Annotated in this window: 15 protein-coding genes; 8 read left to right on the top strand and 7 right to left on the bottom strand. The window is 33.0% G+C overall.

Annotation, left to right across the window (positions count from 1 at the left end):
• Positions 1 to 19 precede the first annotated feature (19 nt).
• Together GWR14_RS08630 and GWR14_RS08625 are read right to left on the bottom strand one after the other, a co-directional pair.
• Positions 20 to 352, bottom strand: a complete 333-nt coding sequence (locus tag GWR14_RS08630; protein WP_163408633.1) for a hypothetical protein — start codon at positions 350 to 352, stop codon at positions 20 to 22.
• Positions 353 to 652: 300 nt separating this feature from the next.
• A complete protein-coding gene (locus GWR14_RS08625) occupies positions 653 to 1,249 on the bottom strand; it encodes a YceI family protein (protein ID WP_163408632.1) in 597 nt (198 codons plus the stop codon).
• Positions 1,250 to 1,649: 400 nt separating this feature from the next.
• Between GWR14_RS08625 and rlmN the strand changes: the two genes are divergently transcribed.
• Positions 1,650 to 2,693: a 23S rRNA (adenine(2503)-C(2))-methyltransferase RlmN gene (gene rlmN, locus GWR14_RS08620; protein ID WP_163408631.1), complete on the top strand. Its 1,044-nt coding sequence runs from the start codon at positions 1,650 to 1,652 to the stop codon at positions 2,691 to 2,693.
• Between the two features lie 81 nt (positions 2,694 to 2,774).
• Here rlmN and GWR14_RS08615 read toward each other — a convergent pair whose 3' ends face one another.
• Positions 2,775 to 3,635: a hypothetical protein gene (locus GWR14_RS08615; protein ID WP_163408630.1), complete on the bottom strand. Its 861-nt coding sequence runs from the start codon at positions 3,633 to 3,635 to the stop codon at positions 2,775 to 2,777.
• 154 nt (positions 3,636 to 3,789) lie between these two features.
• Between GWR14_RS08615 and GWR14_RS08610 the strand changes: the two genes are divergently transcribed.
• The gene (locus tag GWR14_RS08610) at positions 3,790 to 4,767 is read left to right on the top strand and encodes a polyprenyl synthetase family protein (RefSeq protein WP_163408629.1); all 978 of its coding nucleotides are present in this window, start codon (positions 3,790 to 3,792) and stop codon (positions 4,765 to 4,767) included.
• Between the two features lie 2 nt (positions 4,768 to 4,769).
• Here GWR14_RS08610 and GWR14_RS08605 read toward each other — a convergent pair whose 3' ends face one another.
• Positions 4,770 to 5,444 (bottom strand): hypothetical protein, encoded by a 675-nt coding sequence (locus tag GWR14_RS08605; protein WP_163408628.1) that lies wholly within the window; start codon positions 5,442 to 5,444, stop codon positions 4,770 to 4,772.
• 174 nt (positions 5,445 to 5,618) lie between these two features.
• Here GWR14_RS08605 and GWR14_RS08600 point away from each other — a divergent pair, with 174 nt between their 5' ends.
• The 4 genes from GWR14_RS08600 (at position 5,619) to dnaG (ending at position 10,228) form a co-directional block, all read left to right on the top strand.
• Positions 5,619 to 6,179, top strand: coding sequence for an RNA polymerase sigma factor (locus GWR14_RS08600; protein WP_163408627.1), 561 nt, complete (start codon positions 5,619 to 5,621; stop codon positions 6,177 to 6,179).
• The gene (locus GWR14_RS08595) at positions 6,166 to 6,882 is read left to right on the top strand and encodes a hypothetical protein (RefSeq protein ID WP_163408626.1); all 717 of its coding nucleotides are present in this window, start codon (positions 6,166 to 6,168) and stop codon (positions 6,880 to 6,882) included. The genes GWR14_RS08600 and GWR14_RS08595 overlap by 14 nt, the downstream gene beginning before the upstream one ends.
• 98 nt (positions 6,883 to 6,980) lie before the next feature.
• The gene (locus tag GWR14_RS08590) at positions 6,981 to 8,030 is read left to right on the top strand and encodes a hypothetical protein (protein ID WP_163408625.1); all 1,050 of its coding nucleotides are present in this window, start codon (positions 6,981 to 6,983) and stop codon (positions 8,028 to 8,030) included.
• Between the two features lie 128 nt (positions 8,031 to 8,158).
• Positions 8,159 to 10,228 carry a DNA primase gene (gene dnaG, locus GWR14_RS08585; RefSeq protein WP_163408624.1) on the top strand — a complete coding sequence of 690 codons (2,070 nt, stop codon included), beginning with the start codon at positions 8,159 to 8,161 and terminating at the stop codon, positions 10,226 to 10,228.
• A gap of 79 nt (positions 10,229 to 10,307) precedes the next feature.
• Here the strand turns inward: dnaG and GWR14_RS08580 are convergent, their stop codons facing one another.
• Positions 10,308 to 10,937: a response regulator transcription factor gene (locus tag GWR14_RS08580; protein ID WP_163408623.1), complete on the bottom strand. Its 630-nt coding sequence runs from the start codon at positions 10,935 to 10,937 to the stop codon at positions 10,308 to 10,310.
• A 91-nt stretch (positions 10,938 to 11,028) separates the two neighbouring features.
• On the bottom strand, positions 11,029 to 11,835 hold the full coding sequence (nadE, locus tag GWR14_RS08575) for an NAD(+) synthase (protein WP_163408622.1): 807 nt from the start codon (positions 11,833 to 11,835) through the stop codon (positions 11,029 to 11,031).
• Positions 11,836 to 11,935: 100 nt separating this feature from the next.
• On the opposite strand from nadE, the gene gldB reads away from it, so the two are divergent.
• Together gldB and gldC are read left to right on the top strand one after the other, a co-directional pair.
• Complete coding sequence (gene gldB, locus GWR14_RS08570) at positions 11,936 to 12,892, top strand: gliding motility lipoprotein GldB (RefSeq protein ID WP_163408621.1); 957 nt, start codon at positions 11,936 to 11,938, stop codon at positions 12,890 to 12,892.
• Positions 12,892 to 13,227: a gliding motility protein GldC gene (gene gldC / locus GWR14_RS08565; RefSeq protein WP_163408620.1), complete on the top strand. Its 336-nt coding sequence runs from the start codon at positions 12,892 to 12,894 to the stop codon at positions 13,225 to 13,227. The genes gldB and gldC overlap by 1 nt, the downstream gene beginning before the upstream one ends.
• 41 nt (positions 13,228 to 13,268) lie before the next feature.
• Here gldC and GWR14_RS08560 read toward each other — a convergent pair whose 3' ends face one another.
• Entirely contained in the window at positions 13,269 to 13,901 is a 633-nt protein-coding gene (locus tag GWR14_RS08560; protein ID WP_163408619.1) for a hypothetical protein, read from the bottom strand.
• Between the last annotated feature and the right edge of the window lie 176 nt (positions 13,902 to 14,077).

The following is a 14,077-nucleotide window of genomic DNA, read 5'->3' as shown; positions in this document are numbered from 1 at the left end:
TAAGTTGATTCTGATGAAATTATTTTTTCAACGCTTCATTTACGTTTTTAGCAGTTTGTACCGTTCCGTCTTTAGCAGCTTTAGCAGCAGCTTCTACTTTTTCAGCTCCTTTTTTAGTAGCGTCTTTTACATCTTCAGCGGCTTTTTTAGTAGCTTCCTTAACGTCTTCAGCAGCATTTTCAGTTTTGCTAACTGCACTGTCTTTTACTTCTTCAATATCCGTTGTCAGGGAGTCTACCTTGTTTCCAAGCGTTAATTCTTCTTCAGGCTTTGTTTCTTTTTTATCTCCGCAAGATTGAACACCGAATGCTAACAAAGCGATAACTGCTAAACTTAAAATTTGTTTTTTCATGATTAATTAATTTTTTAAAATTGATAAAATATAAAGGTTATAAAGCTGAAAAAATAAAAATACAAATTTTAAAATTAAGCGCTCTTTGTAAGATTATTTTCCTTTTGAGAGCTAGACAATTCCCGTGCCAAAAAATGTTTTTTAGGTGTGCTTCTAAAATTTTTTTAGAAAAATATTTTAATCAGTTGGATGTAATTCAAAAGAGCTGAAAAGTAGAACGGAGCCAAAGCTCTTTTGGATAAAAAGCCTTCGACTCCGTTCATTTTTAAAAGTAGTAAATTATGTTTATTTCGATAGGGGTTATTTAATAACTAAAACATTTTCACTTTGAGTGTAATCATTTAAAGTGATATTAAAAAGAATAGTCAGATCTTTTCCGGTTCTTACCACTCCAAGTGCTGCTGTTGGAGGTGATATTCCAAAATCAGCAAAAGTAATCTGGTTAGAGCCTTTCAAAACAAAATTTCCGTTAACAGTAGTTACACTAACCTGTGTTCTGTATTCTTTACTGACGCCAGAAATAGTATAGATTCCGGTTAGATTCCAGATTGTTTCGTTTACTTTATCAGCAGATTTTAAAACATATTTAATGTTTTTGTGTGTTTTTGTATCCAAAGCTTCGTAAGCAACATCGTCCATACTTGATTTGCCGCTTTTAAGGCTTTCTGCCGGTAATACAACTGTAAGGCTGTTTATGTTGGTTAGTTTTGAATCCTTAACAGTTAAATTGGCATTGCCGGTTCCATCTGTAGATTTCATTACCCAATCGTGAACTGTAGAAGTTCCTGCAACTTCAAATTTAGACTTCGTATTTACTGTATAATTTTTTTGAGCATTGGTGTAAATTGTAATTCCTAAACAGATAACTGTTAAAAAAATAGATTTGAGAGTTTTCATTTTTATTGATTTATTTCGTTAATCATTTAATTTAAGGATAGATGATTTATAATCGAAAGTGTTTGTCATCCCCTTAATTCTTGTATCAAATTTATTGTGAATACATAGTAGATTTAATGATAAAAATCATAGTCAAAATTGTTTTAAAGAGCTATAATAGGAGTATGCGCAATCTTTGTATTGATGAAATAATCTTTTATAAAACATTTTTGGCTTATACTGTATTGATTGTCAGTTTTTTGATTATTTTGTGGTAATTGCTATATGAGAATGTTTTTATCAGGATTGATTAGGATGAAATAATTGAGATTTTCCTAAAATAACTTTAAAAATTCGGCTTTCCCGGCAAGATTGATTCTGAAAAGCATTAAAAAAGAACAAAAGTGATTAAATTTGCACCATGCAAATCGAGAAAAAAGACATAAGAGCCTTATCAAAAGATCAGTTACGAGAGTTTTTTGTCGCAAATAACGACAAAGCTTTCCGTGGAAATCAGGTTTATGAATGGTTATGGAGCAAGGGAGCACATAGTTTTGATGATATGACCAATGTAGCGAAACCTACAAGGGCAATGCTTGAAAATAACTTTGTAATCAATCATATTAAGGTTGATACGATGCAGCGAAGCAGTGACGGAACTGTAAAAAATGCCGTTCGTCTGCATGATGGTTTAGTTGTAGAATCGGTTTTAATTCCTACTGAAACCAGAACGACAGCTTGTGTTTCAAGTCAGGTAGGCTGCAGTCTGGATTGCAATTTTTGCGCAACAGCAAGATTAAAGCGTATGCGAAATCTGGAGCCGGGTGAAATTTACGATCAGGTTGTGGCAATTGATAAAGAAAGCCGTCTGTATCACAATCATCCGCTTTCGAATATTGTTTTTATGGGAATGGGAGAACCTTTAATGAATTATAACAATGTCATTAAAGCTATTGATATGATTACGTCTACTGAAGGTTTAGGAATGTCGCCAAAACGTATTATGGTTTCAACTTCGGGAATTCCGAAAATGATCAAAAAAATGGCTGACGATGAGGTGAAATTCAAATTAGCGGTTTCTTTACACTCTGCAATTGATGAAATCCGTGCCCGAATAATGCCTTTTAGTCAAAATTTCCCATTGAAAGATTTGCGTGAAGCTTTAGAATATTGGTATAGAAAAACCAAAAGTAAAGTTTCGTACGAATATGTTGTCTGGAAAGGAATTAACGATAATAAAGCCTCAGTTGATGCTTTGGTTAAATTTTGCAAATATGTTCCCTGCAAAGTAAATTTAATTGAATACAACCCGATTGATGATGGTGAGTTTCAGCAGGCTTCAGAAGAGTCAATTATGGCTTACATAAAAGCATTGGAAAATATTGGAGTAGTGGTAAAAGTGCGTCGCAGCCGCGGAAAAGATATTGATGCAGCCTGTGGACAATTGGCCAATAAAGAAGCTTAATCATTTATCTAAAAAATAAAAAAAGCATTAAGAACAAGATTTGTACTTGTTTTTAATGCTTTTCTTTTTGGGCAAAAAAGGTTATTTTTTCAAATCTATTTCAGTTGTAACTCCATCTTTTGTTACGTTTACAAGAGTGTTACAATCTCCGTTTCCGTAATCAACAATTGCATTTGCACCGTTTTTTGTTATAGACAGAATTCCTTTTAAAGCAAAAGGTTTTCTGCAGCTAGCATAAAATTCCAGAGGAGTTGTTATTTCTGCAGAAAAAGTATCGCCATTTGGGAAAGTCGTTGTTCCGCTTCCTGTAACTACATTCACGTTGTCTTCCCAATTGTACCAGGTGTCATAACCTGCAATAGTTTCTTTGATCAAAGTACCTTTTCGGCTATAAACGCCTCCGTCATCAAAAGTAATAGTCAGATCAATTGATGCGGTTAAAACCGGATGTACTTCAGATTGCAGTGCAGTAGCTTTTTTAGTGCGGACAATGCTTTTACTTCCCTGAAGCTTTTTACCATTATGATAAAACCCTTCAAAGGTGTAACTGATAGTTTGTGTTGAAGCCGAAAAATCATTAGAAAATGAAATAACCATTTTCCCTTTTACAGTATTCCCGTTTTCAAGCGTACAGCCTTCAACGCCAAAATCAACTGTTTTGGTCCACGTATTATTGGTTAAGACTGTTGTGATAGTCGCGCAGCTTGGCAGGTAGTTTTTAATAGTTCCGTCTGGTTTGTTATTGATGTTTTGTTGTGCGGTAAATTGATCATCAGCAATATTGGTAACGTCTTCGATTGAGGCATCGATTTTAGAATTGGTAATAATTTCGTCGTTAGAAATTGCTTTAGTTGTTCCGTCATTTGTTTTTTCATCAGAGCTGCAGCTCACAAAAAAAGCCAAAATGATACATGTTCCAATTAATAAAAATTTTGTTTTCATAATAAATAATTTAAATTTTACTTTTTTAACTAATGAATTCAAATTAGGTATTAGATTTTTTTTGGTATGTTTTTGAATTAGTACATAAAATATTAATATACTAACCCAAAATAAACAACGTTTTTTTATTTAAAATAGTATATTTGAAAACGAAATGAATATTACTTCTCAAATAAAACAGCCCATTTTTAACGAAATGGAACTTTTCGAAAAAAAGTTCCATGAATCAATGACTTCAAAGGTTGCGTTGCTTAATAGGATTACCTATTATATTGTAAACCGAAAAGGAAAACAAATGCGTCCGATGTTTGTTTTTCTGACTGCAAAAATGGTTTCAGGGGGTATTGTAAACGAAAGAACCTATCGTGGTGCTTCGGTAATTGAGCTGATTCATACGGCAACTTTAGTTCATGACGACGTGGTTGACGACAGTAATCGCCGCCGAGGATTTTTCTCCATAAATGCATTATGGAAAAATAAAATAGCTGTTCTGGTTGGGGATTATTTACTTTCAAAAGGATTACTGCTTTCTATCGATAATGGTGATTTTGATTTACTCCGAATCATTTCTGTAGCCGTTCGCGAAATGAGCGAAGGGGAATTACTTCAGATCGAAAAAGCCCGCCGACTTGATATTACCGAAGATGTTTACTACGAAATCATCCGAAAGAAAACTGCAACGCTTATTGCTGCTTGTTGTGCGCTTGGGGCGAAAGCCGTAATCGAAGATGAGATTCAGGTAGAAAACATGCGCAAGTTTGGTGAATTAATCGGAATGGCATTTCAAATCAAAGATGATTTATTTGATTACAGCGAAGAAGCCATCGGTAAACCAACCGGAATCGATATTAAAGAGCAAAAAATGACTTTGCCTTTAATTCATGTTTTAAATACTTGTACTCCGCAAGAAAAAAAGTGGTTAATAAACTCCATCAAAAACCACAACAAAGACAAAAAACGCGTAAAAGAAGTTATTGCCTTTGTAAAAAATAATAATGGTTTGGCTTACGCCGAAAACAAAATGGTCGAATTCCAGCAGGAAGCGCTTTCTCTTTTAGAAAATTACCCCGATTCTGAGTTCAAAGATGCACTTATTTTGATGGTGAATTACGTTATTGAAAGAAAGAAATAGTTTTATCTAAATATTTTTCTTAGAATTAATATAATAAAAAAGAATGGAAAGATTTGGGTAAAAATATTCATATCAGTTTCATTATTTGAAGTATTATTAGCTACTTCATTTGTTTTATTTCCATTCGAATTATTATTCACTTCAACTTTCGGATTTTCGTAATTTAATGTATTAGTTAATATACTTGAATCAACGACAGCTACACTTGAATCTATTGTCGAAATAGAATCAAGTTCCTTGTAATTTATATCATAGTTGTAATGAGATTGTTTGTAATTGTCAATTATTTCATTTGAATGTTTTTGATAACCATAATTATATTGTTCATTATATATTTTATCCAATAATCTTTCTATTTCATAAGAACCATATGTTTTTACCTCATTTCGATCTGGATAATAATTTGTGTATTCTGGAATATATATTTGTGTTTCGATATTAATTGATTTAGAATCGGGTAATATATATCCGGGCTCTAACGTATGAGGATTAATATTGGGAATAGTAGAAAAATTATCAGTATTTGTATTATTTGGTGCTGTTCTATAATGTGGCGCGACTACTGTACCATCATTTCTTGTATATCCTCTTATAAAAACCTCATTTGGGTTTACTTGAGAATTAGCAAAATTTATGCTTAGAAAAACAAAAAAGATAAAATTATATTTGTTTAACATAAAAAAATATTGTTTCTAAATGTTTTGTTTGGAGATGTTTATCTATGCTAAAGTAATATTTAAATTTTGATTTTTTTATTGAAATTTTTCCACCCTCATGCAACCATTTTAAAACTCTATGCGTCTATGCTAATAGAAGTCTGTTTCTAAAACCAAAAACCGAAAAGCTTATTAATGAAAATTATTCAGTTACATCAGGAAGAAACCAAAATCATAAAGTTGGCTGTCGAAAATAACCGACAAGCGCAGCAACAGATTTATGGTAAATATTCTTCGAAGATGTTAAGCGTATGTCGACAATATATAAAAGACATTCAATTGGCAGAAGATGTAATGATAACGGCTTTTATGAAAGTATTTACGAATCTGAAAAACTTTGAACACAAAGGAAGTTTTGAAGGCTGGATCCGCCGGATTATGGTTAATGAATGTATTTCGTATTTAAGAGTTCAGAAAAAAGTAAAATTTGCTGAGGATGAATTTTTCACAGAAGAAAGTTTCAACGAAATCGACAGTCAGTTTACAGTAGAACAGATTCAGTATTTAATTGATGCTTTGCCCGACGGATACAAAATGGTTTTCAATTTATATGCTATCGAAGGTTACAAGCACAATGAAATTGCAAAGATGTTAGGAATTAATGAAGGAACATCAAAATCGCAATTATCGCACGCAAGGAAAATGCTGCAAACACAAATTACTATTTTAAAAAAACAAGAAAATGGAACCGAATAATTTTGAAAAGGATTTCCGTGAAAAACTAAATCAGCGCACTATTGAACCAAGCAGCAAAGCCTGGGATCGATTAGACGCCATGTTGAGTGTAGCAGAAGAGAAGAAGCCCGAGAAAAAGTCAAAAAGCAAATGGCTTTATATCGCAGCGAGTGTTGTTGGATTTTTGTTGGCTGGAACTTTCTTTTTTAATCAAAATAAAAATACAGTTGAAAAGCCAAAAGATGTTGTTATTGAAGAAAATACTAAAAAAGATTCGGTGGAAAGACCAGTTTTAAATAATACAAATTCAACAACAACAGAAATTGCTGTCGCAGAAAATCCTTCTCAGGAAAGTTTAGATAAAGAACAAAAAAAACGTAATCAAATTTCAAATAAAATCATACAAAATGAATCAAATCAAATAGCGGAGTCTTCAGTCATCATCAAAAACAATCAGGAAAAACAATCAATCAACAATCAAACTGTAATTACCGAAAGTGCTAAAAATTCAAATGTCGATAAGTTATTAGAAACAGCAGAAAATAAAGTTATCGCAGAAAATTCGGCTAAGTCAAAGTCAAAAATCAAAGTCAATGCCAATGATTTACTCAATCAGGTCGATGGCGAATTAGAACTTTCGTTTAGGGAAAAAGTAATTTCAAAAGTCAATAAAAATTATCAGACCGTAAAAGTTGCTGTGGCCAGCAGAAACCAGCAGGAATAAATTTTCAATTGCAAATTTCAATGTCAAGTTCAATAACAATAACAAATTCAATAGCAATAAATAATCATCATCAATCAAATTTTTTAAAAAAATCAATCATGAAAAATTTTACCATTTACCTCGTTATTTTAATTTTTTTATTTGTCAGTAAGGTACTCGGACAGGAAACATTTGAGGCGAAAGCAAAAAAAATCGCCGACAAAATAGAAAAGATTACTAAAGAAGAAAAAGAAACGCTTAAAAAAGAAGTTGAAGAAATAAATGTACAGCTTTCAAATGGTGTAATTACCGGGGAGCAGGCTGATAAACGCAAAAAAGAACTGGCAGAGGCTAGAGCTGTAATAATCGAAGAAAAAGTTACCCTTGCCCAAAATGAACTCAACGATCTGGTTCAGCAAAAAGTAGACGGGAAGCTGAAAGAACAGGATTCTACAAAGAAAGGCAGAATAGTTATTTATTGGGATAAAAACGACTGGCATAATAAAAAAAGCAGAGATTCTATTCGCGGAGAAAAAAGAACTACTTCTCAATTTGTTTTTGCAATGGGACTTAATAATATGATGGTCGACGGTGAACTTCAGGATTCAAATTACAAGTTTATGGGATCGCATTTTTACGAATGGGGTTTTACCTATAATTCCCGATTAATGAAAAATGATAATTTACTGCATGCCAAATACGGATTGTCATTAATGTACAATAATATTCGCCCAACAGATAACCGTAGTTTTGTGGTAAACGGAAACCAGACTGATTTAGTTGTTAATCCGGTAAATTTAACTGAATCACGTTTTAGAAATGTATATTTAGTTTTACCTGTACATTTAGAATTTGATTTTACAAAACCAAAAGAAAGCAATGGAAAAACGTATTTCAGAACCCATAAAAGTTTCCGTTTTGGAGTTGGAGGTTATGCCGGGATTAATGTAAAATCGAAACAAATTTTAAAATTTGAAGAAGATGATCTGAAATACAAATCAACAATAAAAGGGGAGTACAATGTAAATAACTTTATTTATGGATTAAGTTCTTATATTGGTTACAGAGAATTGAGTTTATATATGAAGTATGATTTGAACCCGTTGTTTCAGGATAATTTAATTAAAGAAAATAATATTTCATTAGGACTTCGTTTCGATTTTAATTAAGAATACAATTTGGTTAATTAGCAGAAGAAGCACTTCGAGAGAGGTGCTTTTTTTGTGTTAAATCAGTAAAATTAAAGAAGGATTTGTGTACTTTTACAGGCTCTTATTTTTAAAAAATATTTTACATTTTGATCTCACAAAATACAATTGATACTGTTTTTGAAACTGCTCGTGTAGAGGAGGTTATCGGCGATTTTGTGAATTTAAAGAGAGCAGGAAGTAATTTTAAAGGATTGAGTCCTTTCTCAGATGAACGTTCACCATCATTCATGGTTTCGCCTGCAAAAGGAATCTGGAAAGATTTTAGTACCGGAAAGGGAGGAAATTCTGTTAAATTTTTAATGGAACATTCACAGTTTACCTATCCGGAAGCTATTCGATATTTAGCCAAAAAATACAATATTCAGATTGAAGAGACTGAACAAACGGATGCTGAAAAAGCAAATACTGATATTCGCGAAAGTATGTATCTCGTTTCTGAATTCGCAGCAAAATATTTTCATGATACGCTTTTAAATTCTGAAGAAGGAAAGGCAATTGGTCTGTCTTATTTTAAAGAGAGAGGATTCACTAACGAAACCATCAAAAAATTCAATTTAGGATATTCACCGGAAACCTGGGATGCTTTGACAAAAGAAGCTTTAGGAAAAGGGTATAAGTTAGAATTTTTAGAAAGTACCGGTTTAACTATCGCAAGAGAAGATCGTCCTTTTGACCGCTTTAAAGGTCGTGTGATGTTTCCGATTCAAAGCATGTCAGGGCGTGTTTTGGGTTTTGGAGGGCGTATTTTAACCAATGATAAAAAAGCTGCAAAATACCTAAATTCGCCAGAAAGTGATATTTACCATAAAAGTAAAGTGCTTTACGGAATTTTTCAAGCTAAACAATCAATTGCAAAGCAAAATAACTGTTATTTGGTTGAAGGTTATACCGATGTGATACAATTCAACCAGGCCGGAATCGAAAATGTTGTGGCTTCATCCGGAACAGCTTTAACGCCAGACCAAATTCGTTTGGTTAATCGTCTGACTAAAAATATTACGGTACTTTTTGATGGTGATGCTGCAGGTCTTCGCGCTTCTATTCGCGGAATCGATTTGATTCTGGAAGAAGGAATGAATGTAAGGGTTTGTGCTTTTCCTGATGGTGAAGATCCGGATAGTTTCGCAAGAAAAAATTCGCATGACGATTTGGTTGCTTATTTAGAAAATAACAGCAAAGATTTTATTCAGTTTAAGGCTTCGATTTTGATGGGCGAAGCTAAAAACGATCCGATAAAAAAAGCCGATCTGATTCGTGATATGGTTGCCAGTATTTCTAAAATACCGGATCGTATTCAGCGCGAAGTATATATTCAGGAATGTGCCCGAATAATGGATATTTCCGAACAGGTTTTGACAAGTACGCTGGCGCAGTTGATTCAGAAAGATATTGCAGAAACAAACAAAAAACAAAAGCAGGAACAAAAGCCGTTTGAAGTTTTTAGAAATCAGCCTCCAAAAGCCGGTACATTTTCTGGAGGAGATCCGGAAGATCCAAGAACAGGTCCGCCGGAAGGCTATGATTATCCGGAAGATCCGGGATATGCAGGAGAACAGGTTCAAAAAGTAGATATTTTATATGGCTTTGAAAGGAAGATTATTGAAATTCTTCTTTTATATGGAAGTGTGGTAGAAGATTTCGAAGATGTTTTTCTAAAGGCGGATGAAGAAGGAAATGTAAAAGAAGTTTCTGAAAAAAGGAAATATAAAGTTTTTGAGAAAATATATTTGAGTTTGCAGGAAGATGAGGTAGAATTGTCGAATACTTTATTTCAGGATATTTACAATAATATTATTGATTTTTATAACCAAAATGATGCTTTTAGTCTAGATAAATATTTGATGCATTTACAGCCTGAATTTGCTCAGGAAGTAACAAATATTTTGATGGAAGATGAAAGGCTGACTATTCATAATTGGGAAGGGCAAAATATTTTTCCAAAACATAAAAGCGAAACGATTGAACAAAATGTTTCTGAAACTATTTTCTCAATGCGATGGTATTTGGTTTCGGGGATTATAGCAGAATTAAAAAACTCGCTTTTAAATGATCCTAAGGAAGATAATTCGGAAGTATTGTCTATGGTAATTGATTATTCTAAATTGCTGAATAATTTTTCGAAGAAATTAGGGCGGGTAGTAGTGCCTTATCACTAATAAATCAAAAAGCTCTATATCGAAAATATAGAGCTTTTTTTATGGGTTGATTCACCTAAGAGAATCGGTATGCCATTAATTAGATAATTTCTAAAGTCTTAGCTTTATTAACCAAGTCAACTAAATTAGTCACGTTTAATTTAGTCAATAGTCTTAGTTTATAAGTACTAATTGTTTTTTCGTTCAGGCTTAAAATTTTAGAAATTTCATTGTTTTTCTTCCCGTCACTTAGGTAACGTAAAACTTCAATTTCACGGTTAGAAAGTTTTCTGTACAATCGTTCGCTTTTGCTTTGTTTAGCAATAAGGGCCATGTTTTTGCGTACAGTTTCGTTAATGATAACTTTTCCTTCGTGTACCTTAATAATAGAAACACCTAGTGTTTCAAGCTTTTCTGTTTTGTGCACATACCCGGAAACACCAGCTTTAATTGCGTTAGGCGCATACATTTGCTCCGCAAGATCACTAAAAATTACAATTTTTGTTTTTGGGAAATTTTTCAGGATCGACTTTACTTCAAAAATACTAGAAAGACCTTCTAATTCTAAATCTAATATTAGAATGTCGATTTCTTTCGTTTGAAGAATGTCTCTCACCATTGAGAAATTACCTACGTTTGCAACAATTGAAATTTGGTCGTGGTCTTTAAAATATGACTTAACGCCAAAGTGAGTCACAGGGTGGTTGTCTGCTAGACATACTTTAATCATAATTTTACCTTTTTAGAATTGTTATTTGTTTTTGGAGCAGTAAAATTAATAAATAAATTCTGTAATTAATATCACACAAGTGTTAAAAGTTTTATTTTAACGTTTTTGGTATTAAACATACAGGAATTTCTTCCATTTTATGTTTATTGTTAAGGTTTAAACGTTTATAAATTTCAAAAACAGTTTTTTCTCTTCCGTTGTAATCTGCTGCCGTGTTTCCTGCCTCATCGGCTATCATCGCCCATTCCAGCTCGTCATAACTCGCTCCTAATTGGTCTTCATCTGTTCTGTTATCACCAAATAAACCATCAGTTGGTGCAGCTGTTAAAATTGAATTGGGAATTGTTAAATATTCGCCAAGAGCATACACATCAGACTTCATTAAATCGGCAATTGGACTCAGGTCAACACCTCCGTCTCCATATTTAGTATAAAAGCCAACGCCAAAATCTTCTACTTTATTACCGGTTCCGGCAACCAAAAGTCCATGAATTCCAGCTAGATAATATAAAGAAGTCATTCGGATTCGGGCACGTGTATTGGCAAGCGAAAGATTTACTTTTGTTTCATCATCGGTTTTCGGAACAGCAGTTTTAAAAGACTCAAAAGTGGAAGTCAGATCAGTAATCACGCTAGAAACATTCGGAAAACGCTTTTTTAATTGTTCGATATGTTCTTTTCCTCTTGATACCTGGCTTTCTGCCTGATGAATCGGCATTTCAACACATAAAACTTGTAATCCGGTCTGTGCGCATAAAGTAGAAGTAACGGCAGAATCGACTCCACCCGAGATTCCGACAACGAAACCGTTTACTTTTGCGTTGTTAGCGTAATTTTTCAGCCACTCTACAATGTGAGTATTTACTTTTTCTGTCTGTATAGTGCTTTTTTTAGCCATAATATTTCAGGTTTTAAGATGTAGGGATTGTATATTTGCACAAATTTTTTTTTAAGTATATGTTTACTTAAATAAGCAACACAAATCTAATTAAAATAAAATGAAAATATATCGCTTTGTAGTGGTTCTGTGCCTGTTTTTTTTATCATGTGATCAAAAAACTAAAGTAGAAAAAGCTGTTGAAGAAATTCCTGTTGATATTAAGGTAGAACGTTTTGATAAGGTCTTTTTTGAAGCGAAACCGGAAGATTTGACTAAAATTAAAAAGCAATATCCTTTCTTTTTCCCTGTAGGGAACGATGATGCTGTCTGGCTTCAAAAAATGCAGGAACCGATCTGGAGAGAGGTTTATACAGAAGTGCAAAAAAAATATTCAAATTTTGAACCTGTCCGACAAGAGTTTAATACGCTTTTTCAGCATGTGAAATATTATTTCCCAAAGACCAAAATTCCAAAAGTCATTACCGTAATTGGTGAGATGGATTATAATACCAAAGCGATTTATGCTGATAGTCTTGTTATTGTAGCATTGGAATTGTATCTTGGGAAGGAACATAAATTCTACCAGTTTCCAAATTATCTGAAACAGAATTTTGAAGAGAGACAGATTATGCCGGATGTCGTTTCGAGTTTTACATACAGAAATATTCCTGCTTATGATGATAAAAATCTAATTTCACAAATGATTTTCGAGGGGAAACAATTGTATGCTAAGGATTTGCTTTTGCCTGAATTTACAGACGCCGAAAAAATTGGCTACACACCGGAACAAATAAAATGGTGCGAAGAAAATGAAGGATATATGTGGCGTTATTTTATTGAAAAAGAATTGTTGTATAGCGATGATCCTAAGCTGACTACACGATTTATTGCACCGGCCCCATTTTCTAAGTTTTATCTGGAAATCGATAACGATTCTCCGGGAAGGGTAGGATCCTGGATTGGATGGCAGATGGTACGTTCGTATATGAAAAATAATAGCGTAACTTTGCCGGAATTATTAAAAACAAGTGCAAAAGAAATTTTTGAAAAATCTAAATACAAACCTAAGAAATAATGTCAGATACAATAAATTCAGAAATTAAATTCAATATAGAATTAGATGGGAACCGTGTTCCGGAAAAATTAACATGGACGGCTCAGGACGGAGGAGTAGAAGCTGAAGAGGCAAAAGCTATCATGTTATCAATCTGGGACAGTAAAGCCAAAGAAACAATGCGTATTGATCTTTGGACAAAAGATATGCCAGTTGACGAAATGAAGATTTTCTTTCATCAGACTTTAGTAGCAATGTCAGACACGTTTAAGCGTGCTACGGATGATGAAAAAATGGCTGATACGATGAAAGATTTCTGTGATTATTTTGCAGAAAAACTGGAACTGACCAAGTAAAATACAGAATTCCAATAATAAAAAATCTCAAATCCTAATGTTTATAATCGGGATCTGAGATTTTTTTTCTCCTGATATGTCGGTAAGTGATTTTTAGGCTTTATCGAATTCTTTTTAATATCATTTATGATTTTTCTGTAGGAGCCAATTATTACTACTGATGTTGGCTGGTTTGTAATGCTGAGTTTTTCTTCGAGACATCCTCCGGATGCCTGAGAGTAAATTATTTCGCCGCTATTCAAATCGTATACTTCTAAAATGACTTCTGCATATGCCATTTGTTTTTTGTAGTAAAAATGATTTTGAAATTCAAAACTACTAAAGTCATTTTTGGCGTTTTTACATTTTATATTTACATAATAATCTGCATCAGCTCCTTTTTTTAGTTCCAAAATTGCTGATTTGTCTAATTTTAAAGGGACTGTTTTTGTTCCTAAGTCTTTTCGTTCAGACATAGAATATTTTACTCTTCTTCCTAAGTATTTTGAAAAATCAGCCATAACAAAACGGGTTAATTTTGTTTTTGTATTTTGATCAACTTCAATATCGCCGACAAGCCAGATACCTTTGGTGAAGTCCAAACTATTCGCTTTGTCTGTACTGTGTAAAAAGTAGTGCGTGACGTTGCAGGAGGATAAGAGTACCAGAAGTAAAAAGCAAAGAGTTTTCTTCATAAAATAATGAAATTAATTTGGGTCAAATATAATTTAAAAAAAGATAATGCCTTAAGGTTATTCTTTAAAATAAAAAAAAACAGATTCAAAGAATTCTCAAAAATAGTAAACCCCAAATTCCATTTTAAATATAGAGTTTGGGATTTGTTATATACTAAATCTTCTTTTTTAGGAAT

It is taken from the genome of Flavobacterium ajazii, from assembly GCF_010614725.1.
Taxonomy (GTDB): Bacteria; Bacteroidota; Bacteroidia; order Flavobacteriales; family Flavobacteriaceae; genus Flavobacterium; species Flavobacterium ajazii.
Note: the sequence above shows the minus strand (reverse complement) of the source record. Positions and strands in the feature narration are given on the sequence as shown.

What these genes read in the sequence shown, in the direction of transcription:
- GWR14_RS08615 (WP_163408630.1), bottom strand. Translation starts at nt 3,635, where the DNA reads ATGAAAACAAAATTTTTATTAATTGGAACATGTATCATTTTGGCTTTT.
- GWR14_RS08595 (WP_163408626.1), top strand. Translation starts at nt 6,166, where the DNA reads ATGGAACCGAATAATTTTGAAAAGGATTTCCGTGAAAAACTAAATCAG.
- gldC (WP_163408620.1), top strand. Translation starts at nt 12,892, where the DNA reads ATGTCAGATACAATAAATTCAGAAATTAAATTCAATATAGAATTAGAT.
- GWR14_RS08600 (WP_163408627.1), top strand. Translation starts at nt 5,619, where the DNA reads ATGAAAATTATTCAGTTACATCAGGAAGAAACCAAAATCATAAAGTTG.
- gldB (WP_163408621.1), top strand. Translation starts at nt 11,936, where the DNA reads ATGAAAATATATCGCTTTGTAGTGGTTCTGTGCCTGTTTTTTTTATCA.
- GWR14_RS08605 (WP_163408628.1), bottom strand. Translation starts at nt 5,444, where the DNA reads ATGTTAAACAAATATAATTTTATCTTTTTTGTTTTTCTAAGCATAAAT.
- GWR14_RS08625 (WP_163408632.1), bottom strand. Translation starts at nt 1,249, where the DNA reads ATGAAAACTCTCAAATCTATTTTTTTAACAGTTATCTGTTTAGGAATT.
- GWR14_RS08590 (WP_163408625.1), top strand. Translation starts at nt 6,981, where the DNA reads ATGAAAAATTTTACCATTTACCTCGTTATTTTAATTTTTTTATTTGTC.
- GWR14_RS08630 (WP_163408633.1), bottom strand. Translation starts at nt 352, where the DNA reads ATGAAAAAACAAATTTTAAGTTTAGCAGTTATCGCTTTGTTAGCATTC.
- GWR14_RS08580 (WP_163408623.1), bottom strand. Translation starts at nt 10,937, where the DNA reads ATGATTAAAGTATGTCTAGCAGACAACCACCCTGTGACTCACTTTGGC.
- nadE (WP_163408622.1), bottom strand. Translation starts at nt 11,835, where the DNA reads ATGGCTAAAAAAAGCACTATACAGACAGAAAAAGTAAATACTCACATT.
- rlmN (WP_163408631.1), top strand. Translation starts at nt 1,650, where the DNA reads ATGCAAATCGAGAAAAAAGACATAAGAGCCTTATCAAAAGATCAGTTA.
- GWR14_RS08610 (WP_163408629.1), top strand. Translation starts at nt 3,790, where the DNA reads ATGAATATTACTTCTCAAATAAAACAGCCCATTTTTAACGAAATGGAA.
- GWR14_RS08560 (WP_163408619.1), bottom strand. Translation starts at nt 13,901, where the DNA reads ATGAAGAAAACTCTTTGCTTTTTACTTCTGGTACTCTTATCCTCCTGC.